This is a genomic window from Paenibacillus pabuli NBRC 13638, assembly GCF_001514495.1.
GTDB classification, from domain to species: Bacteria; Bacillota; Bacilli; order Paenibacillales; family Paenibacillaceae; genus Paenibacillus; species Paenibacillus pabuli.
The window spans coordinates 93810-114343 of sequence record NZ_BCNM01000013.1 but is presented as its reverse complement, the minus strand read 5'-3'; the positions used below and the strand labels follow the sequence as shown (position 1 = coordinate 114343).

Annotated in this window: 20 protein-coding genes; 12 read left to right on the top strand and 8 right to left on the bottom strand. The window is 47.0% G+C overall.

Annotation, left to right across the window (positions count from 1 at the left end; translation table 11 throughout):
- Positions 1-344: 344 nt before the first annotated feature.
- The 4 genes from PPA03S_RS18330 (at position 345) to msrA (ending at position 4312) form a co-directional block, all read left to right on the top strand.
- Entirely contained in the window at positions 345-1808 is a 1464-nt protein-coding gene (locus tag PPA03S_RS18330) for an RtcB family protein (protein WP_062324917.1), read from the top strand.
- Positions 1808-3112 (top strand): AAA family ATPase, encoded by a 1305-nt coding sequence (locus PPA03S_RS18325; protein ID WP_062324916.1) that lies wholly within the window; start codon positions 1808-1810, stop codon positions 3110-3112. Before PPA03S_RS18330 ends, PPA03S_RS18325 begins: the two co-directional genes overlap by 1 nt.
- A gap of 285 nt (positions 3113-3397) precedes the next feature.
- A complete protein-coding gene (locus tag PPA03S_RS18320) occupies positions 3398-3655 on the top strand; it encodes a GlsB/YeaQ/YmgE family stress response membrane protein (protein ID WP_062324914.1) in 258 nt (85 codons plus the stop codon).
- A gap of 141 nt (positions 3656-3796) precedes the next feature.
- Entirely contained in the window at positions 3797-4312 is a 516-nt protein-coding gene (gene msrA, locus PPA03S_RS18315) for a peptide-methionine (S)-S-oxide reductase MsrA (protein WP_062324912.1), read from the top strand.
- A 134-nt stretch (positions 4313-4446) separates the two neighbouring features.
- Here msrA and PPA03S_RS18310 read toward each other — a convergent pair whose 3' ends face one another.
- Positions 4447-5259, bottom strand: coding sequence for a putative RNA methyltransferase (locus PPA03S_RS18310; RefSeq protein WP_326099696.1), 813 nt, complete (start codon positions 5257-5259; stop codon positions 4447-4449).
- Between the two features lie 364 nt (positions 5260-5623).
- Positions 5624-6895 carry a hypothetical protein gene (locus tag PPA03S_RS18305; protein WP_062324907.1) on the bottom strand — a complete coding sequence of 424 codons (1272 nt, stop codon included), beginning with the start codon at positions 6893-6895 and terminating at the stop codon, positions 5624-5626.
- A gap of 256 nt (positions 6896-7151) precedes the next feature.
- Between PPA03S_RS18305 and PPA03S_RS18300 the strand changes: the two genes are divergently transcribed.
- The 3 genes from PPA03S_RS18300 (at position 7152) to PPA03S_RS18290 (ending at position 9453) form a co-directional block, all read left to right on the top strand.
- Positions 7152-7748, top strand: a complete 597-nt coding sequence (locus tag PPA03S_RS18300) for a restriction endonuclease (protein ID WP_062324906.1) — start codon at positions 7152-7154, stop codon at positions 7746-7748.
- 69 nt (positions 7749-7817) lie between these two features.
- Positions 7818-8042, top strand: coding sequence for a ribosome rescue factor BrfA (brfA, locus tag PPA03S_RS18295; protein WP_062324904.1), 225 nt, complete (start codon positions 7818-7820; stop codon positions 8040-8042).
- 163 nt (positions 8043-8205) lie between these two features.
- Positions 8206-9453 (top strand): DNA glycosylase AlkZ-like family protein, encoded by a 1248-nt coding sequence (locus PPA03S_RS18290; protein WP_062324902.1) that lies wholly within the window; start codon positions 8206-8208, stop codon positions 9451-9453.
- Positions 9454-9646: 193 nt separating this feature from the next.
- Here the strand turns inward: PPA03S_RS18290 and fabV are convergent, their stop codons facing one another.
- Positions 9647-10837 (bottom strand): enoyl-ACP reductase FabV, encoded by a 1191-nt coding sequence (fabV, locus tag PPA03S_RS18285; RefSeq protein ID WP_062324900.1) that lies wholly within the window; start codon positions 10835-10837, stop codon positions 9647-9649.
- A 199-nt stretch (positions 10838-11036) separates the two neighbouring features.
- Here fabV and PPA03S_RS18280 point away from each other — a divergent pair, with 199 nt between their 5' ends.
- The 3 genes from PPA03S_RS18280 (at position 11037) to PPA03S_RS18270 (ending at position 13892) form a co-directional block, all read left to right on the top strand.
- Complete coding sequence (locus PPA03S_RS18280) at positions 11037-12317, top strand: helix-turn-helix domain-containing protein (protein WP_062324897.1); 1281 nt, start codon at positions 11037-11039, stop codon at positions 12315-12317.
- Positions 12318-12593: 276 nt separating this feature from the next.
- A complete protein-coding gene (locus PPA03S_RS18275) occupies positions 12594-13010 on the top strand; it encodes a hypothetical protein (RefSeq protein WP_062324895.1) in 417 nt (138 codons plus the stop codon).
- Between the two features lie 66 nt (positions 13011-13076).
- Positions 13077-13892, top strand: a complete 816-nt coding sequence (locus PPA03S_RS18270; RefSeq protein WP_245683657.1) for a hypothetical protein — start codon at positions 13077-13079, stop codon at positions 13890-13892.
- A gap of 106 nt (positions 13893-13998) precedes the next feature.
- On the opposite strand, the gene PPA03S_RS18265 is transcribed toward PPA03S_RS18270, so the two are convergent.
- The gene (locus PPA03S_RS18265) at positions 13999-14814 is read right to left on the bottom strand and encodes a class I SAM-dependent methyltransferase (RefSeq protein ID WP_062324891.1); all 816 of its coding nucleotides are present in this window, start codon (positions 14812-14814) and stop codon (positions 13999-14001) included.
- A gap of 72 nt (positions 14815-14886) precedes the next feature.
- Positions 14887-15804, bottom strand: coding sequence for a helix-turn-helix transcriptional regulator (locus tag PPA03S_RS18260; RefSeq protein ID WP_062325105.1), 918 nt, complete (start codon positions 15802-15804; stop codon positions 14887-14889).
- Positions 15805-15899: 95 nt separating this feature from the next.
- On the opposite strand from PPA03S_RS18260, the gene PPA03S_RS18255 reads away from it, so the two are divergent.
- Complete coding sequence (locus PPA03S_RS18255) at positions 15900-17351, top strand: glycoside hydrolase family 1 protein (protein WP_411835308.1); 1452 nt, start codon at positions 15900-15902, stop codon at positions 17349-17351.
- Between the two features lie 130 nt (positions 17352-17481).
- Here the strand turns inward: PPA03S_RS18255 and PPA03S_RS18250 are convergent, their stop codons facing one another.
- Positions 17482-18147, bottom strand: coding sequence for a phosphatase PAP2 family protein (locus PPA03S_RS18250; protein ID WP_062324890.1), 666 nt, complete (start codon positions 18145-18147; stop codon positions 17482-17484).
- A gap of 148 nt (positions 18148-18295) precedes the next feature.
- Between PPA03S_RS18250 and PPA03S_RS18245 the strand changes: the two genes are divergently transcribed.
- Entirely contained in the window at positions 18296-18862 is a 567-nt protein-coding gene (locus PPA03S_RS18245) for a hypothetical protein (RefSeq protein ID WP_062324888.1), read from the top strand.
- A gap of 104 nt (positions 18863-18966) precedes the next feature.
- Here the strand turns inward: PPA03S_RS18245 and PPA03S_RS18240 are convergent, their stop codons facing one another.
- Both PPA03S_RS18240 and PPA03S_RS18235 read right to left on the bottom strand, forming a co-directional pair.
- Positions 18967-19743, bottom strand: a complete 777-nt coding sequence (locus PPA03S_RS18240; RefSeq protein ID WP_062324886.1) for an AraC family ligand binding domain-containing protein — start codon at positions 19741-19743, stop codon at positions 18967-18969.
- Between the two features lie 19 nt (positions 19744-19762).
- Positions 19763-20344, bottom strand: a complete 582-nt coding sequence (locus PPA03S_RS18235) for a LysE family translocator (RefSeq protein WP_062324884.1) — start codon at positions 20342-20344, stop codon at positions 19763-19765.
- Positions 20345-20534: the final 190 nt, after the last annotated feature.

Genomic DNA, 20534 nt, shown 5'->3' with positions numbered 1-20534 from the left:
AATTCACAAAGACACTACGAAGCACAGACACAACTGTATATCCAGTTCATCGTCTCTTTGGCCTCATACGGGCGACATAGGGGAAGATGCATATCGTTTATGGTTGGAGCGTTATTAATCGATATGCTACTCTCGGCTTATATAGCAATGGAGAACAGACGCGGCATGCTCATGCTGCTTTTGTTTTCCCTTATTGTCATGAAGAAGTCACGGGCGAACTGTCTGTGACTTCTTTTTTTGTTGTACTGAACATGGATATGAATATAAATTTCGGAAGAACGTTAGGTTCAATGTTTGAAATGAACCGAATCAGCTGAACGTACAGGAAGGAATAATACACATTTATGAATACACAACCTAATTTATTTACAAGTCAAAACGAACCCATAGGTGGCTACCGACATGAAGTTAAACTGCCTGCTGGGGACTTAACGGTATATGCGGCACAACAGCTATTCTCTTCATTGGATTACAAGGTGTTCGAGATGGCGAATAATAATTTGCAAATTCCCGGTATTTCCTACATGAGTTACACGCCTGACGTGCATGTCGGTGTAGGTACCTGCATCGGAACGACGGCGGTATGGGATGCCAAGAGTGGCTATGTATCTCCATCCATCGTCGGCAGTGACATCGGCTGTGGCATGCGGGTGCATATGACCAATTTGCATAAGGACGACCTGAAAGATGTTAAGCTGCGCCGTAAACTCGTAAAGGCCATTGAGAAAGTGCTGCCGATGGAGGCGAATCAGCGTGGTCATTTCTCGGATATCCGCCTGGAGCATATTGTACGCAAGGGGTTGCATGGCTTACCCAAAAAATATATTCCGGACAGTTATACACCAAAAAAATCGACCTCCATCACCCATGTAGAAAGCAGCAAATTTAGCTATGATGAGGAAGTGTTAAACCATGTACCGGATATGACGTGGCATCGTGCTCATCGCCAGCTGGGAACCTTGGGTGGAGGCAACCATTTTGCCGAGATTCAAGCGATTGAGATTGCCGAGGAAAATCGGGAAATTGCAGAAGCTTGGGGTCTTTACGATGGACAGATTGTTGTTATGATCCATTCTGGTTCCCGGGCCTGGGGCGGATATGTAAGCCAAACCAGTTCCTCGGCCATAGCTAAAGTAATGCAGCGTAATGGGCTGGGAACCTCCGACCCAAGACTGGTTTTTGCTCCGCTTGAACATGCGGAAGGTCGCCATTATGTCAATATGATGTATTCTGCATTGAATTATGCCGTGGTGAACCGCCATCTGATTGCTTATGCCATTCGTGAAGCGTTTCGGGATGTGTTTGGTCCGAAATGCGAATTCCGTGCCCTATATGATCTGATGCACAATTATGCATGGGAGGAATCACACGCAGATCAGGACTCGGTCTTTGTGCATCGCAAAGGGGCTACACGGGCATTGCCTGCAGGGCATCCAGATAATCCCAAGCCATACCTGGCGACAGGTCATCCTGCTCTTATTCCTGGTTCAATGGGTACCGCTTCGTATATCATGGTAGGCCAGCCCGAAGGAGCCGATAACTATTATTCGATCTGTCACGGAGCAGGACGCATACGTTCACGTACAGCCACGAAGCGATTGGTTACCGTAGAGGATTTTGCCTCGGCGCTGGGTGTGGGTACAGCAGATGAGATCGTAGTGAATCAGCGTTCACTGGAATCCATTATTGATGAATCCCCGCAAGCGTATAAAAATGTCGATGAAATTATTGATAGTGTTACCGGCGCAGGTCTGGCTCAAGTTGTAGCCAAATGTAAACCACTTGCCGCTGTAAAGGGAGCGAAATAATGACCGTAGAGAAAGAAAAAACAAACCATAATCAAGTCATCTATTCCTATGAGGAGCAACAAGACAGTCAAATTCGAAACGAAGGCTATGCCATATATGCTCGTTTGATTCGAGGCATCATTGAAGCGCTCGGCAATCGTTATGGTGTTCGTTATGAACTTTATGCCAGCGATGATCCGAACAGTGAATACTGGGATCTGCTCAAAGAAGATTTGCAAAGCAACAGTGCTGAAGTGGAATTGGTAGCCCGGATTTTCGAAGATCTTGAGCTGCGGACATTGCACTATGAAGATGATGGAGATGCACCTACGTATGGTGTGCATGATTCGATTCGCAACAATGTATTTGCCTATCCCCAGTGGGGCGTGGCACTCGTGCGCATTCCGTTTTTCCGGGAGAACGGGATTTACCAAGAGGATTTTGTTTTTGCTACCGGAGAAGAGGAATTGAAGGATTTTCTGGGCAGTGTAAGAGAGCGGGAACGGCAGCAAAATATGAAAAAAGTTACGGTATACACGGATGCACGCAATGGCAGTGACCGTCATGTCGAATCCATTACCCGGGCTGTGGGAAGAGATGAGGTTGTGCTTTCCCCGCAAATTAAACAGGATATTTTCCGCTCGTTGGATCAGTTTTTCGAGGCGGATCGTTCCTTTTACCGAGATTATGATATTCCGTATAAGCGGGGGATTCTGCTCTATGGACATCCCGGGAACGGCAAGACAACCCTTGTGAAATCCATTGCGGGAAGCATTCCGGGACCTGCTGCATATTGGCAAATTACCGAATATACGAATAGTGAATCGGTGCGCGAAGTGTTTGAGGCAGCCAAACGTTTGGCACCGATGGTGTTGATCATTGAGGATATTGATTCCATGCCGGATGAAGTGCGTTCCTTTTTCCTGAATACACTGGATGGGGCAACGTCCAAAGAAGGGATCTTCCTGATTGGCACAACGAATTATCCGGAGAAAATAGATCCGGGCCTCATGAACCGTGCCGGAAGGTTTGATCGGGCTTATGAAATACCGCTGCCGGACGAAGCATTGCGTCTGCAATATTTGCACCAGCGCGGTTTCAAAACGTTTGCGGGGGAAGAGGGAACGCTTGAAGCCGCGCGTTTGACGGATACCTTCTCTCTTGCGCAGCTCGGAGAACTGTATGTCAGCGCAGCGCTGGAGTGGCATCAGAATGGACAGACCGATATTGTGCATATCATTCAGTCGATGCGAGGAGAGCTGGACAAGAGTCATAAACATAACTGGCTGACACAGCCAGGTAAAGGTCGCGCAGGATTTTATTAATTGAACATAGCGTTAAAATATTATTACCTCAAATGGGTATACTAAGGCTGTCTGATCCAACATACAATGACTTTCGGGAGGTACATATCGCAGTCCTGGACTGTGTAAGATGCCGGAAAGTGACGCAAACTGTTTTCAGTGTCTTGTTACATGCTGTAAGACAGAAGGATGAGCATATGAACAAAAGGTAATATACAACAATTTTCATGCCAATTGTTTAAATGCTTCTGTAGCGGTTAATAGTAGACAGACAACAACAAAAACTTTAATTAAGAGGTGAATGATATGGGTTGGTTATGGTCATTAATTATCGGTGGTATCATTGGTTGGTTGGCAGGTTTAATCGTTGGTCGTGACATTCCGGGCGGCGTAATCGGGAACATCATCGCCGGATTTATCGGCGGTTGGTTAGGCGGAGTCGTTCTGGGAGACATGGGTCCTGAAATGGGTGGATTCCACATTGTACCGGCATTAATCGGTGCCATCGTATTGGTAGCGATTGTGAGCTTGATCTTCCGTTCGATGGGTCGTAGTCGCGGGTAACCACCAATTCAAGATCTCTTGAATTCAGTTATCAGCCATACAAGTTTGTGATGAAGAGGTTGATTGAGAGCCATGCTGATGGCTTTCAATCAACCTCTTGTTGTTTTATAATTTGTTTATATACAAGAAGGGATGAGTGGGATGGAAAAAGCAACATTTGCCGGGGGATGCTTCTGGTGTATGGTTACACCGTTTGAAGAGCAGCCAGGCATTCATGGTATTGTATCCGGGTATACCGGCGGTCACATCGATCATCCAACATATGAGCAGGTCAAAACCGGGAAAACCGGTCATGTTGAGGTTGTCGAAATTACATTTGATCCAGAGATATTCCCGTACGAACGACTGCTCGAGCTGTACTGGCCTCAGATTGACCCAACCGATGACGGAGGGCAATTCCAGGACCGTGGTACTCAATATAGAACCGCTATTTTTGTGCACAATGAGCGGCAGCGTGAATTGGCTGAGCAGTCCAAACAGGAACTTGCAGCCAGCGGACGATTCGTGCAGCCCATAGTTACCGAGATTCGGGACGCTGCTGTATTCTATCCAGCAGAAGACTACCACCAGAATTACCACAAAAAGAATCAGAAGCATTATAAAGAAGACCGGGCATTATCCGGACGGGATGAATTCATTGAAGAAAACTGGAACTAATTCATTGTAATATTTCAGTAAGGTGTCGTCAGATCACATGGAAAAGCCGGGACAAGTTCCAACAGGAACGATCCCGGCTTTATTGGATTTGTTTAATGAATAGGAGAATGTTTGTTACCTCAAGGCTACAGTGTTTATCTGCGTTTCCCCACAAGTATTTCCAAATCAATGGTGATCTGAGACAAGGACGCTTGAACGCTGGCTATGGCTGATTCCGTTCCATGCCAAGCGAGGGGCGTCATATGAATAATTGAATTCACCACGACTTCCGTTATGGGCAAGGTGTATGTCAGTGGAATGAGGTCTATGAGATGATGATGCATTCCGAACCGCCTCAATACATGCTCCCTGTTGTCTGTATGGTGATGTCGATCCCGGAACAAAAGCTCTCTCAGTTCCGTTAAATATCGCTCACGGGGAATCACTTTGATGATCCAGCCATCGGGCTTCATAATCCGCCTGAACTCTTCATAGTTCGAAGGGGAGAGGATATTCAGGATCACATCCAGCTGTCCCTCGGCAAAGGGACTGTAAGCCAGATCACCTACAAACCAGATTTGCTGGTTGTAGGTAGAGGACGCCATGGCAATCCCTTCTTTGGCGATGTCGATCCCCCAGCCTACAGCTGGAGTATGCTGTGTAATCTGCTGTAACAGGGTCCCCTCTCCTGCACCTGCATCCAGAATATGCACGGGCTGACTGCTGCTATTGGAGTAACCTTCAATCCGATTGCGAATGATTTCGGTCAGAGGCGTATAGATCGCAGATTGAGCCAAAATATTCCTTTTGGCCGTAAATAAACGTTTGTCATAGTTGCCCTTGAAAAAGCGTGTCATGAAATTAATATAGCCTTGTCTTGCCAAGTCAAAGGTATGCCTGGAACTACATTGAATATTATCCGGACTAATCATTGTCATTGTACGATGACAAATGGGACACTTAAGCATATGGATGTATGGATGAATAAGCGCAGCACTGCGTTCTCTGCGATGGATTGACATGGAATAGCACCCCATTCATTCAGATATGGATAACTGAAGAAAAGGGCATAACAAATAAACCTCTATCGTACTTTTTAAAAAAAGAGGTTAATGTTATGCCCCAAGTTATCTGTATCGAATGAATTGAATAATCATGGAGGGAACGCTCCTTTAGCCAATCAAGAATAGGGTCGAAAAGTTAACAACGGTTAACGATACGATTATAACATTTTACGCAGAGAGGGTAAAAAAAGAGAGGGACTATAATGTTGTGCAAAAAAAGAGCGCCCTGTTAACCGTAAGCCGGTCAACCAGAGCGCTCCATTTCCTCCTATTTAGCTGAGGCTGTCTTCAATACATACTTGGATAAAGCATCGTCATTAATCTGATAGATGATATGAGTGCTGTACGTTGAATAACCATCAAGCATTCCAGGAGAGGAAGCGAATGCATATTCATGTATCGTATCCAAGGTTTGTGGATCAAGGATATAACCCGTTTGGGCAAAATTCAGTTTATAGTTCTCATCCTGTGTACGCTCAACGATCATCAACGCTTCCTGCTGATCTTTGAACGTGCGTTCTGTGACTTTGCCTTTCATGGTGTACAGCTCCAGCTTCTGACCTGTAAACACGGTATATCCGCTGCCAGCGGTTTGAACAAAGGCATCACCGGCAATCGTACGGCCCCACGCCATCTTGCCATCGGTGCCAAAGCCCATTAGTTTGTTTCCTGTGTTCGCAAAATTGGCACGCATGATCACGGAACCATCGTCCAAAATAGCCAGTGATTCACCGCCACCGTCTCCGAGGGTGTTGGCATTGCTTGGGAACTGATAGAAGGAAAGACGATTCAGCGTACGATCATAGATTTCCACTTTGGGATTGGCCGCTGCCTGCCAATAGTTGCCGACTTTGGTTTGTTTGCTGGCGTCTACTACGATTCGATTACTGCCTGCTTTGAGTACAGCACCGTTAATGGTCTTTTCCGTGATCAGTTTGCCCTTTTTGTCATATAGCGAAATGGCGGTACGCACGGAGCCATTCGATTGAACACCTGGGCTTGAGGCTACCAATAATGTATCGTTATCCAGCAGGTAGATGGAGGATGATTGATTTACGGTTTTGACCCAATTGGTTTTGCCGGATGTGTTGTACGAGTATACTTTCTTGGTTCCGTCGGAATATTCCATATATACATAGGCTGTGCCGTAGCTGGAATACAGGGAATTGGAGTACGTCGTATAAGGGCCGCTTTTCTCATGGAAAATAACGTTCCACTTCAATTGTCCAGTCGTGGCATCCAGCGCCTGGAGCGAATCCAGCTGCCAATCGAGCTTGGTATTGCTGCTTGTTTTGATGACGGGCTGTGAAGAATGAACGTACACCAGATTTTTGGAAGGTACGGCATTCAATTCCTTGATGATGACGTCCTTCTCCGTGTTCACTTCCTTGAGTGCCAGGGAAGATGAGGTCCAGGCAGCCTTGGGCAGCGGAGCATTAGAGTCTGCTGCGTAGCTTGGTGTATGCAGGCTGAAGAGGAGCACGCCGCTGAGAATGAGGGCAGCCCATGTTTTGGACTTTCGTTTGTTTGATGTATGCAAGTTATAAACCACCTTTCTTTCGATTCAAAATAGAACCGATTGTTGAATTCTACCATTTCATACCTATGAAATTCAACCGGAGTGTCTGTAACCTTTTATCATTAGCATATATAATTGTTGTTGTTTTGCGAATTTTAACGGTTACAGGGAATTCATCTTCTTCCTGTTACGGGGGAAGTCTGCTATATTTAGTCCGGTGAAGTAGACTAATCAGGCTAGAGCCTGACAGATTAGAGGAATGACAAGGAGAACAGACATGAACTGGAATGAAAATATGACTACTGTGGGTATAGGCGTGATTGTCCTTTTACTGCTCCTCGCTTGGATCATTCGCCGTGTGATTCGCCGGGGGCAGCGTATACGAAGTGAAGCGAATCCGCGTAAGATTACGATAAAGGATATTGATAAAATGCAGGATGGATCGGAATTTGAACTGTACCTGTATCACTTATTCCAACAGCTCGGTTATGCCGAAGTACATAAGACTACAAGCAGCCGTGATTTTGGTGCGGACCTTGTGTTTGTTGATAGAGCAGGCAGACGGAATGTCATTCAGGCCAAGCGTTACGGAGCGAATCATCCGGTAGGACTAAGTGCAGTGCAGGAGATTTACACGTCCATGCGCTATTACGAGGCAGATCGATCCATCGTGCTAACCTCAGCCCGATATACGGAAGCATGCCGAACGCTGGCGGCGGTCAACGGGGTGAAGCTGCTGGATCGGGAAGATCTGATGGACCTGATCATGCTGTTTAAGTCCAGAAGAATGGAAGAAGCACTGGAATTGATCGAGGAAGATGACCATGAACCTGTGGAAACGTGGCAATCGCGGCGGAAAAGAGTTCCACGTTAATCACCTTCACTTGTCTGGCTTCACATGATATATTGAGTGCATACCAATCAAGGGAGTGTGTTCATTACCATGGCACGTACACAAACGCAAAAAGCATTGCGCAAAGCAGAGCGGTCGGGACAATGGTGCCCTGAGCAAAGTCGAAGAGTAAATAGAGATTATGGCGCGTTATCCCAGCATGTTCGACTCATGCCTACGAAACAGGAAAAATTGCAAAAGGTCAAACACAAGAAGCATACCCAGGATGGTGGTGCTTCTTTTTATTTGGTGTCTGGGGTGCGGATGGCTGGGTAGCATCATTACAATAGAGCTCTTCCTTTGGTTGGAATGCGGCCTCTTGAACTGTTAAAATCAATATATCTGTTGAATTGGATTTGGATCGCTATTGCTATTGCTATTGCTATTGCTATTGCTGTCGCTACATATCCTCTTATCTCAATGAAGGGAAGATCTACATATGACAACAGCACTGCGCATGAATAAAAGAATTGTTCGGCGTTTTTTGCTGCACACGCAATCTTTATTGGGACGTTGGCCCGCGACTTTTTTGCCTTCGGGACCCGAACAGGTCATGCAGCTGATCCACTCCCTTGGTTGTGTGCAGATCGATCCTGTCGCTGCCGTAACCGGAAATCAGCATTTGGTGCTGGGCGCTCGTGATCCAGGCTATACCTCCGAATATTTACATACCTTGCTTAGTGATCATAAAGTGTTCGAATATTTTGCCAATGCCGCATGTGTGATTCCGATCGAAGACTATGCTCTGTTCGAACCTGTCCGTGCACGGTTACGGGATCGTCTGGCTCCTTCCCTTCAAAGGCTGGAGAAGACTGCCCAGCACGTGCTGAAGCGTTTGGAAGAAGAGGGACCGTTACCCTCCAGAGCTTTTCGTTCCGTCGAACGGGTAAGTGGATATTGGGACAGTGCCGATGTACCGAAAACGAAGGACACCACACTAGCGTTGAACTTGCTGCTGGATTCGGCTGCCATTCGTGTTGTGGCAAGGCAGGGGAATGAGCGTTATTTTCATATTACGGAATCTGGACTGCTGGAGCAGAGCCAATCCCTAACAACAGAGATCGATCTCATGGCTCAGAGGCAAGCGCTGATGGACAAGTATATTCACGCATATCGGGTTGTAGACGCTCGGGATCCGCGGTTGGGTTGGATGAAATCCACGGCTGCTGAGCGTCGGACCGATATGGCTGCACGTGTCGCAGATGGGCGAATGATCTCCCTGGAGGTCGAGGACGTTACGACGCCTTATTACATCCGCGCAGAAGATGAAGAGTTGCTGCTTGCGATGGAAAGGGAAGAACCGCATTATGATCCATCAGGTCCGGTACGATTTCTGCCACCGCTGGACAACCTGCTATGGAGACGGGAACGGATTGTGGATTTATTTGATTTCCATTATAAGTGGGAGATATACACACCAGAAGTGAAACGAACCTACGGATATTACGCGATGCCCATTCTTCACGGCGATCGGCTGATTGGCCGCATGGACCCGCGGCTGGATCGCAAAACGGGTGTGCTGACAGTTCGATTGTTATCAATGGAAGAGACTTGTCCACCTGTGGAGGAATGGATCACGGATTTTCGAGAGGGTCTCCAGTTCTTTGCAACAATGCATGGAGCACGCTCCATCACAGTAGAGAACACGGTTCCAAAAGGGCTGAAAAAGCTGCTCAAGTCGATCTGATTCAAGGAGTGGTGAACAAGAAGGGGGGAAGAAAAGAAAAGAAAAGAAGAGGAGAGGAGAGGAGAGGGTACACCAGCCTTGTAAAATGAAACTAAAAAGGGAGCCATGCTGGCTCCCCCTCTAATTAAGCTATTACACCATGAGACGCAAACCTTATTTTTCTCCAGTCCACGCAGGGTAATATCCGTTTCAATTAACGCAGATGCGGTACTTCAACATTTGGATCAACGTCTGCTTCATAATCCACGCCATCGGTTTCAAAGCCAAACAGCTGGAAGAACTCTTTGCGATACCCTTCCAGATCGGACAGTTCGTAGATGTTTTCCGTGTTCAACTCGTTCCAGAGCTTCGCCACTTCCTCCTGAACGTCCGCTCTCATCTCCCAATCATCAATACGAATGCGGCCGGCTTCATCGGTTGGCACTTCTCCGCCTGCATACAGGCGATCAGCGAACAAGCGTTGTAGCTGCTCAACGCAGCCCTCATGCAAGCCTTTTTCCTTCATGACTTTGTACAATGCAGAGATATACAGCGGCACCACTGGAATTGCGGAGCTTGATTGGGTTACGAGCGCTTTGGCTACGGTTAGGTAAGCACGTCCACCCTTTGCACTCAGACGATCATTCAGCTTGTGTGCTGTCGCTTCCAGATGGTTTTTGGCCTGACCGATGGAACCATCACGATAGATCGCATGCGTAAGTTCAGGACCGATATAAGAAAAGGCAATGGTTGTTGCATTGTCGGCGAGTACGCCACCTTGCTGCAAGGCATCCATCCACAATTCCCAATCATCTCCGCCCATCACAGCCACGGTCTGATCGATTTCTTCATCGGATGCCGGATCAATCGTAACGGAAGTCACTTCTCCCGTATGGAAATTGACTGTTTTGTTCGTGTATGATTGTCCAATCGGTTTGAGCACCGAGTTGAATACTTCACCCGTGTTTGGCTCGGTACGGCGTGCCGACGCTACGCTGTAGACAACCAGATCCACCTGACCGAGTTCACTGCGAATCAGCTCAACGGCCTTTTCTCTTGTTTCATTGGCAAAGGCATCACCTGTGATGCTGTACGATTTCAGTCCTGCTTCTTCCGCAGCTTTCTCAAATGCAGCGGAATTGTACCAGCCTGCCGAGGCCGTACGTTTCTCTGTGGAGCTGCTTGGACGGTAAATGCCGATGGTGTTGGCTCCGGCACCAAATGCGGATACAACGCGCGAAGCGAGTCCATATCCCGTAGATGCCCCGATAACGAGTACGTTGCGCGGTCCATCCAGCTTTGGCTGGGATTTCACATAATCGATCTGTTCCTGCACTTGTGCAGCGCAGCCTACAGGATGGGAAGTCGTACAAATAAAACCACGTGTTCTTGGTTTAATAATCATTCATTTGCATCCTTTCATAGTCAACTCATGTCATCATTAATGGATCATGCTCTTGTACATACCTCCTTATTGTAAAACAATTGCCTCCGAAACGGAAACCGTTTCGATCGATATGACCAGAAGACAGGTATTCCAGCTTCTCTTCCGGGATGCTATTATATAGTTGATTCTAAGGTTTGAGACGAAAGGATTACGAGCCATGCTGAAGGAACGGATTGAATTTCTGAGCAAAAGAAAACAAATCTCCCGTAAAGACCTTGTGGAAGGTCTGGTCACGCAGGCTCACCTGGCCAATATTTTGGCCGATCGTTATCCACTCCCTGAAGACTTGGCTGAAGCTATTGCTGAGCGTCTGGGCGTTAACCCAGCCTATCTGGTGAATGCTTCAGCGCAGGACGATGAGACATTGGAACGGGCTGAAGCCATATTCGAACAAATGTCAGTTCCGGCATCGGTGATCTCTGAAGAAACGGTCCATGCACTGGAAGACCGGGATGATGCACTGACGGTAGAGCTGAGCACGGCCTTGATGAAGGCAGTCTATTATCAACAATTAAATGATGCAGCGGCTTATGAATATATACATACATCCTACTTGAATTTTTATCTGGAGAAATACGGTCGTCCTGACGATATTGACTTGCCACGTCCGTTAGCGAAGGCGTTATTATATTACAAGGTGCAATACTATCGTTCCAAGCTTGCTTATGTGGATGTGTTAACACACGCAACCAGGCTCAGTGAGTTGGCGCTCCCTGGAAGTGAATTCTGGCTGTCAGTACAAAATATCAAGATGGAAGCCTACATCCATGTCAAGCGGTATGAAGAGGCCAAGCAGGTATTCGATCTTACGATGCGCCATGTCTATGATCAGCGCCTGTTTCATCGGTTGTCCGGGTTATATGTGGCGTACAGTGGATATTGCTTTGCGATGGGACTGGTACAGGAGGCGCTCTCGGCATTGACGATGGCCGAAGCGAATCTGGTGTATGCAGGCAATCAGGGTGATCTGGTCACAGCTATTACGAACAACCGGATTGTCATGTTAACCATGACGGGCGAGCTGGATCAGGCGCAGTCGGAGATTGAACGATTCGAATCCCTGCTGCAGCAGGAACCGGAAGAAACCCAGCAGGCCATGAAGCCGTTAGTCCGTGTGTATCGTTGTGAAGTGGCTCTGGCACGTAAGAACTGGGGTGTACTGGCGCAAAGCGTGGATCAACTGCTTCAATGTGCGACGACTCCGGATCAGCAGATGAGTGCAATCTTCTACCAGAGCCATCTGGCTTTGGCACATGGGGATCGTGAGGTGTTCATGGAGCGTGCCCTGGCATGTTTGCCTTACTTTGAGTCCATGCAGCATATCATGCGGCTTGAAACGTTATATGAGGGAATGGCCGTAGTGTCCGAGGATCAGCGGAAATATAAGGAAGCCGCCATGTATTATCGGAAGCTGGTCTACCTGTTACGTAGAAAATAAACGAAAAAACGGTCTGTAATCCCCCTTTTCAGGAAACAATTTTGACCGTTCCAGCTCATTGGACACAAAATATAACTGCTGATCATTCATTCAAGAGCCGTTTTACGGCTCTTTTTTTGCGGAATCAACGCCATAAGATCCAAAAGAGACGATTATGCTGTGATTCATTTGCTGGATTTTTCGTTTCTTTTGTATGCGGTCAGAAGGGTATTCATGGACAAGCCGTCCTGCTTATAATTTAACTATAACCAAATAACAAAAAACGAGGTGTTCATTATGGGATGGTTTGGTAAAAAGAACAAGCAGGAAGATGCGCTTGCCAAGGCGGATAAAATGATGAATAAAGGACTTACCGGCATGATGATGAAAGGCTTTGTATCGAAGGAACACAGGGAAGCGATCAATCAGAGTCTGGATTCAGCGAAGCAGGCGCAGCTGGCAGCAAGCGGTGCTCTTCCATTAACGGCAACTGCCACAGTACTCACGATTACCGATACAGGTAAATTGATCAATTTTGATCCGATTGTGGTGCTTGTTCTGGATGTGACCGAGACGAACGGCAATCAGTATCAGCGCACACTGGAAACCCTGGTGTCCAAGATGCAGATTCCACGTGTGGGAGATCGGGTGGGATTGGGCCAAAATCCAGCGAATCCGACAGAGTTGATCTACATGGGACTGGTGTCCGTCTAGAAGAGATTCGAACTGCAAGAGGGTAGGCAATCATTCGGTAAATGCAATTAACAACGATTAATAGAGATGACGAGAGAGGGTGGGCATATGGTAGGTTTCTTGAGACTGATAGGTGTGTTGACTGTATTTGGGGTAGGGTTCTACCCATTTCTGGCAGAGCAGTTGTGGAATGATCCATTTACCATTGTGCAGGCGTGGTGGTATACACCAGCCATTTTTGCCGGATTCGGGCTGATCTTTATTCCCTCCATATTGGTTAATATCTTCGGCGTCGGGCGGGTGAGGTCAGGATTACCAGCGGTTGGCGTCATTAAGAGTATCCAGCAGACGGGTACGTACATTAATGAACAGCCTGAAGTGAGATTAGGGTTGACCGTTTCGTACAAAGGTCGGGAGAAGTACGATACCGAGTTAAGAACGGTCATTCCGTTAACGTCCATGGCACAATTCCAGCCTGGCAGCTTCGTTCCGTTAGTCGTCTCCGTCAAGGATGAGCGAAAGGTGGGACTTGATCTGAAAGGGCGACTGTCCCAGGAGGATATGCAGCAATTGCTGGATGAGAAAATGATTCAGCAGGGTGTGGCCCCTGAGATGATGGAGATTGCCCGAACAGGCGAAAAAGCAATGGCCAAGATTTTGGATGTTACTCCGCTTGGAAGTGGAAGCCATCGTAAAATCAAGCTTCAGCTCAAGCTCAGCATTACGAAGTCGAATGGAGAAACCTTTACTGTGACGACGCAAAAAGAAATCTTGCCATCTTCCCTGCCTCAGGTTCAGCAAGGTCATATCATTAACGTGATCTACTCGAAGCAGGACCCAACGAAATTGGTGCTGGCACTGAATGTACAAGAGGGACACTTAAGTGACCTGTTTTCATCCTGATCCTGTTGGAAATAAAGAAGCCTGCAACTTCATGAATCAAGTGAAGGTGCAGGTTCTTTTGGTGTATTATGCTGTTGGGGAGAATAGTAATGAGCTTAGTTTAAAATCAGACAATGCCAAGGCGCATCCGATAAGAAAACAGAACTTGTCTTGATTCACCGGAAAATATGCGGGCAGCCAGCTGTCTGAACTCGTCTGCTAATTCGAGCAGATCAGTGGCTCCAAGCTTAACTGCCGTTTGCAATCCTCCTTGACTCAGGGCCAAATTGACGTATCGGTCCGCGTCGAATGTTTCCCGGTGGTGAAACACAATTTCACGCGAATAACGGAATAAGCCGGATTGCTGAATCTGCTGTAGATGTCCGTCTTTATTCCATTTATGTGCCTGGTTTTCCTGGGAAGCCAGGCTGGCCGCCCGATGATCTGCCTCCGTATTCAGCCGAAGATAGGCTTGTTCCAGCTGCCAATCGACCACTGGTGGCCAGTCACAGTCGTAGGCGGCAAAAATGCCTCCCGGACGAAGTACACGCGCGAACTCGTGCAGTGTAGATTCAGGCTCCATCCAGTGGAATGACTGTGAGCAGGTTATGATGTCCACACTGCCGTCGGGCAGTCCCAACTCGTGGGACAGTCCGGATACGAAGCGAAGATGGTCCGGCTTGCCTGCTGCCGCCCACTTGGACTCCGCGACAGCTCTCATGTCGTCGCTGGGTTCCACGCCAATAATACGTTCTGCCTGATCCAGCCAGATCCACGAGGATAGCCCGGTACCACAGCCGACATCTGCAACCATGCGAGGTTTGCTGCCCAAATAATTCGTCAGAATATCCACAACTTCAGTGGGCGCAGCTGGCCGGTTCTCGTCATACAGTGCACCAAAACCTTTGAATCGTTCCACATTGTTACGTCTAATGTCTTGCATGGACAAACCTCCTTCAGGAAATGGTCGGATAGGAAAGTCAAAGAATCAAAAGATATTCAGAGCTTCATTATATCATTCATTTTCCACCCCGTTATTAACGACCTGCTGCAAATGTTCTACCGCTTTGATATGTCGTCTGAGCAGTTCCTGTCCAATATGCGCAGGCTTGACTACGGTCAGGTCTGATCCAAACGACATGAGGAATGAGTACAGCCATTCTCCCTCATTCAGTTCAAGGGCGACGCGCAGCTTGCCGTCAGGCTCTTTTTCAATGCGGGAAGGTTCAAAAAAATCATATACCCTATACGCAATAGAGCTGGAGAACAATAGTTCAAAAGCGGTTTGGTTGATCGGGACGTGAGTCTCTTTTTCAGGTGATCCGAAGTTCATGTTGTTCCCGTTGATCCTCGGCAGAAATTTCAACTGGGTGATACGTTTCATCTTAAACGTCTGAAATTCGTTACGGTTGTGCTCGCCTTGGATGTACCCCTTGAAATACCAAGTGCTGTTCTTAAATAAAAGTTTGAGAGGCTCAACAGTGGGGACACTCTTCTCTCCATCGGAATTAACATAGTGAAACGTAATCCATTGATGGGTGAAGATCGCCTGCTTGACCTGATTGAACAGCTCCCTCTCCTGCAGTGGAATGCTGCCCCATGGAGAAAAATCAAACTCGATCCAATCCAGCTTGTGATCAAACAGGGCGGTTAAACGTTTGAGCATATGGGCCGTGTTGAGGTGAGGGATGGCACTGACGCTATATAATCCAAGCAAAATTTCATTCTGATCATCTTCGGACAACAGGGATTTGTCCATCACAAAGTTGTCCATCAGATGGATGCCGCCATGCTTTCCGGTTGTCGTATATACGGGAATACCCGCTGCACTCAGTCTGTCGATATCACGGTACACCGTGCGCACGGATATCTCGAACAAACGCGCGAGCTCGGGGGCAGTAGCTTTCTTTTTCTCCAATAACAGCAGTAGCATTCTGAATAATCGGTTATTTTCCATGCCGATATTATACCATGACAATAGGTGTCAGGGTATGGGTGGTACACTGTATGTACAGTGACACGAAGTTCATGAAGGAGGAATTGATGATGTCGATGAAAGACGGATTTTTCTGGGGTGGCGCAACGGCTGCCAATCAGTTTGAAGGTGGATGGGACAAGGGTGGCAAAGGCCCAAGTACTTCCGATATGATGACAGGTGGAACGCATACAACACCGCGGAGGATTACACCTGTACTGGAAGAGGGCACGTATTATCCGAGTCATGAAGCGGTTGATTTTTACGGTCATTACAAAGAGGATATTGCCCTGATGGCTGAAATGGGCTTCAAAATGTTCCGTATGTCCATCAACTGGTCCAGAATCTACCCGAACGGTGATGATCTGGAGCCGAACGAAGAGGGATTGCAGTTCTATGACAACGTCTTTGCAGAGTTGAAAAAGTACAACATTGAGCCGCTCGTGACCATTTCTCACTACGAGACGCCATTCGGTCTGACCGAGAAATATAACGGCTGGGCTTCCCGGGAAGTCATTGATTGTTATATCCGATATTGTACAACCCTCTTCACCAGATACAGAGACCAGGTAAAATACTGGCTGACCTTCAACGAGATCAACTGTCTGACGATGCCAATGGGGGCCTATATGGCTGCAGGTATCCTGTTTGAGGGTAAAGAGACACTGATCGATGGCGTTGATGATCCACAGACCCGCTTTCAGGCGCTTCATCACCAATTTGTTGCAAGTGCAAAAGCGGTGAAACTGGGACATGAAATCAATCCTGACTTCCAAATCGGCTGTATGGTCGCTTTCATGACAACCTATCCGAATACATGCAACCCTGATGATATTTTGCTCGCGCAGAAGAAGGACCAACTGTCCAACATGATCTGTGGGGACGTACAGGTTCGTGGAGCATACCCTGGATTCGCCAAGCGTTTCTTTGCAGAACAGGGTATCCAGATCGAGATGCAGCCGGAAGATGCACAGACTCTGCGTGAAGGCTGCGTGGACTTCTACTCTTTCAGCTATTACATGTCCTTGGTTGAGAGTGCGGATGAGTCGTTGGATAGAGCAGAGGGAAATCTGCTGGGCGGCATCAAAAATCCGTATCTGGAAGCTTCCGACTGGGGCTGGCAGATCGATCCAAAAGGATTGCGTTACACGCTGAACCACCTGTATGACCGTTACCAGATTCCATTGATGGTCGTGGAGAACGGGTTAGGTGCAGTGGATGTGGTGGAGGAAGATGGCTCCATTCAGGATGACTATCGCATTGATTATTTGAAAGGCCACATTGAACAAATGAAAGAAGCTGTCGCCGACGGTGTGGAACTTATTGCTTACACGATGTGGGGCTGTATCGACCTGGTCAGTGCATCCACGGGCGAGATGAAGAAGCGCTACGGCTTCATTCATGTGAACAAGGATAATGATGGCAATGGTGATCTGAGCAGAACACCGAAGAAGAGTTTCTACTGGTACAAAAAAGTCATTGAATCGAATGGCGAAGAGCTCTAAGTTGCCACTGTAAAAGGAGTTTATATTGATGTAAAACTCTTTATGTCATACATGTACCATGCAAGATTCAATGCCCGTGTGTTCCCTTTGATGGGAATAGGCGGGTTTTTGCATGTAAATAAAAAAAAGCCTAAGCCAGAGGCTTGGGCTGTAATAGGGAGATCCGCTCCAGATGTCGCTGATAGAACCATATGCATGCAGAAAGCCAGCATCCGCTCAGAAAGTATCCGCCAACCACATCACTGGGATAATGCACGCCTAGGTAAATGCGGCTCATGCCAATCGTCAGTATGAATACCGCACTCACGATAATCATCAGTACACGTTCAGCTGCTGTGGGTACATGCTTCCAGATGAGGAAGGCAAGTCCGCCATATAAGCTGAACGCTGCCATGGAATGTCCGCTTGGGAAGCTGTAACCGCTCACTTCAATAATCCGGTTAATCGTAGGTCTGGCACGTTTGAATATCAGCTTGAGCGCTGCATTCAGCAAGGTCGAGCCCGCAATGACGCAAACCAGAAAGAGCAGTTCACGTTTGTGTCTCAGATAGATATACAGCACCAGCATGGCAAGGATCGTGATAACAATAACAGGCACCTCGCTGCCAATCCAGGTGAAGAATTGCATGAAACGCGTCATTCCGGGTGACTCCATGCCTTGAATCCAGCCAATCAGGGTATCGTCAAAAGTATGGATCTGATTGTCACTGATCGACAGGACGATGCTTACAAAAGCAATAAGACATAACGCTGCGGTGAGCAGCGGAATGGAGATATTCTTTTTCCAATTTTGCATCAAGTGTTGGCATCCTCCATGGTGTCTGATTTCTGATGATGGTCCATACGATATTTGTATTATGCTATAATTTTACAATAAATATAGCTTCAAACAAAATATGAACAGTTACAAGGTGGGGGTTGCAATCCGAGCCGGAGGTGAAAGGATGAAGCGCTTAGTATGGTTTGCATTGATTTTATTGTTGGTTGGAATGGGTTACACGGTATTTCCTGGGGAGAAAGCTTATGCTTGCAGCTGTGTAGAATCGAACGCTCAAGAAAAACTGAAGACGTCCACATCGGTTTTTACAGGTAAAGTAGTAAAAAGGGGTGGGGTGCAGCTATTTAGCACTGAGCGATTGAGAGCGTATACCTTTGAAGTGGATACCGCATGGAAGGGCGTTTCTTCTAAACGAATGACTGTCCTGGGAAATGATGCGGGGTCGGAATCTTGTGGGATTCAATTGGAGAAGAACCAATCCTATCTGATCTTTGCTTATCAGGATAAAATGGACGATAAGCTGCATACGAATCTTTGCAGTGGCAATGTTTCCGTTGATCAAGCTGGAGACGCGTTGAAGCTGCTGGGTGCAGGAAAAGTAGTGACCCAGGATGATTTTGGGGAAACCGATCAAGGACGAAGTTGGTCATTTTATCTCATGATCTATGGTGGACTTATTTTAATGCTTGTTTTGGTAAGTGGCTGGATCTGGAGAAGAAAGAGACGTACATGAACGTACATGATTGAAGAAAATCAAATCCCCGCATGACGTAGAGTTATACTCTCGTTCCATGCGGGGATTATTTGCATAGGCTCAGCCCAATCGTACCGATTCAATCAGTTTAGTTGCAGCATGTATTCATAAGCTGTGATACCGAATACCCGTTTAAAGTGTCTGTTCAGATGAGTCAGGTCGACAAAACCACATTCGGCTACAGCAGAGTATATGTCTTTATACGTTTCAATGGACTGTCTGGCACGCTCCACCTTGCAATTGAGGAAAAACTGGTAAGGGGATATGCCGGCATGTGATTTAAACTCACGGATAAATTGAAATTTGGACATGTTGAATTCCGCACTCAGGTCGTCCAATTTCAGCACATCTTCGATGCTGCAAAACATCATTTCTTTGGCTTTTCGGACCAGACTGTCCTGAGGTCGCCAAAGCTTGGTGTCCATTTCCGATTGAGAGAGCAATTGTATCAAGTCGAAGAGCAGTTCACTGCATTTCGCTTCATCTTGACCGCTCTGAACAGCATCGTTCAGCAGCAGAATGCTTCGTGCGAGCTGGGGATCATAGACGATCGGGGTGGAGAAGCGCAATTCCTTCTTTCCCATAATCTCTTCGACCAGCTCCGGTTTCAGATACAGCATCACATAATCTATGCCCGCTTTGTCATAGGAACTTCCATCATGGGACTGTTCGCGGTTGAACAGCATCACACCATTTCTATGGGAGGCCTGATAGTGTCCATCCAGATGGTATTGCTGAATGCCGCGCAGGGTTACTCCAACTGCATATTCTTCATGGCAATGCTTTTTATACGCAAAATCCGTAAAGCTAGCAGATAGCGCCAGGACATCTTGTGTTTTTTTATAATTGAACAATTCCACGCTGTACACCTCCCAAGCGTTAGATGATTCCCGACACCATAATGGCTGAGTATAACAAAAAAAGTGCCATAAGGATACTAAGTGCTTTTTGATGACGATTAAGTAATGTTCTGAAGACGGAGCCAAAAACGACCCAACTGGAATAGGCCAGAAATCCAATGATGGTAATGATCACCACGAACAGAAATGTGGACATGGTGCTATCGTAGTAAGGCAGCACATAGCTTGGAATAACAGTGAACGTGAACAGAACTACTTTTGGGTTTACAAACTGCATGATTAGACCGTTCAAAAAGCCCGTAACGTGTTTAGATGCTGTCTCGGTGGAACCCATTTTATAGACTTGATAAGCCAGATATAACATATAGACACTACCCACAATCTGCATCACATGGAGAATGCCAGGCAATACCTCAGCTAGAGCGTGATTAAGAAGAGCAGAAGCGGCAAGTAACAAGCCAAATGCAACTGTGGCCCCCCACACATATTCCATCGTTTTCCGGGGACCAACCTGCCCGACGGAAGTGAGAATCACAATATTGCTGGGGCCAGGTGTAAAGGTAACGACAATACAATAGATAAAAAAGGATGTAAGATTCATAGTGCCTCCCCGAGTTGTAGTTACCTGATCATACTCCGGGGAGGCATAGGCTTATAGTACATTATTGCAGCAAAATGACCAAGGACAGGGTAACAAAGAATAATCGGGAGATGAAGACGGTTTCCTTTTTATATGATTGCGTTTACAATTTAAGCAGATTGAGCTGACAGATCATATGAGGAAGTGAACG

Coding starts and splice junctions, on each gene's coding strand:
- PPA03S_RS18330 (WP_062324917.1), top strand. CDS start 345: ATGAATACACAACCTAATTTATTTACAAGTCAAAACGAACCCATAGGT.
- PPA03S_RS18325 (WP_062324916.1), top strand. CDS start 1,808: ATGACCGTAGAGAAAGAAAAAACAAACCATAATCAAGTCATCTATTCC.
- PPA03S_RS18320 (WP_062324914.1), top strand. CDS start 3,398: ATGGGTTGGTTATGGTCATTAATTATCGGTGGTATCATTGGTTGGTTG.
- msrA (WP_062324912.1), top strand. CDS start 3,797: ATGGAAAAAGCAACATTTGCCGGGGGATGCTTCTGGTGTATGGTTACA.
- PPA03S_RS18310 (WP_326099696.1), bottom strand. CDS start 5,259: ATGCTTAAGTGTCCCATTTGTCATCGTACAATGACAATGATTAGTCCG.
- PPA03S_RS18300 (WP_062324906.1), top strand. CDS start 7,152: ATGAACTGGAATGAAAATATGACTACTGTGGGTATAGGCGTGATTGTC.
- brfA (WP_062324904.1), top strand. CDS start 7,818: ATGGCACGTACACAAACGCAAAAAGCATTGCGCAAAGCAGAGCGGTCG.
- PPA03S_RS18290 (WP_062324902.1), top strand. CDS start 8,206: ATGACAACAGCACTGCGCATGAATAAAAGAATTGTTCGGCGTTTTTTG.
- fabV (WP_062324900.1), bottom strand. CDS start 10,837: ATGATTATTAAACCAAGAACACGTGGTTTTATTTGTACGACTTCCCAT.
- PPA03S_RS18280 (WP_062324897.1), top strand. CDS start 11,037: ATGCTGAAGGAACGGATTGAATTTCTGAGCAAAAGAAAACAAATCTCC.
- PPA03S_RS18275 (WP_062324895.1), top strand. CDS start 12,594: ATGGGATGGTTTGGTAAAAAGAACAAGCAGGAAGATGCGCTTGCCAAG.
- PPA03S_RS18270 (WP_245683657.1), top strand. CDS start 13,077: ATGACGAGAGAGGGTGGGCATATGGTAGGTTTCTTGAGACTGATAGGT.
- PPA03S_RS18265 (WP_062324891.1), bottom strand. CDS start 14,814: ATGCAAGACATTAGACGTAACAATGTGGAACGATTCAAAGGTTTTGGT.
- PPA03S_RS18260 (WP_062325105.1), bottom strand. CDS start 15,804: ATGCTACTGCTGTTATTGGAGAAAAAGAAAGCTACTGCCCCCGAGCTC.
- PPA03S_RS18255 (WP_411835308.1), top strand. CDS start 15,900: ATGAAGGAGGAATTGATGATGTCGATGAAAGACGGATTTTTCTGGGGT.
- PPA03S_RS18250 (WP_062324890.1), bottom strand. CDS start 18,147: ATGCAAAATTGGAAAAAGAATATCTCCATTCCGCTGCTCACCGCAGCG.
- PPA03S_RS18245 (WP_062324888.1), top strand. CDS start 18,296: ATGAAGCGCTTAGTATGGTTTGCATTGATTTTATTGTTGGTTGGAATG.
- PPA03S_RS18235 (WP_062324884.1), bottom strand. CDS start 20,344: ATGAATCTTACATCCTTTTTTATCTATTGTATTGTCGTTACCTTTACA.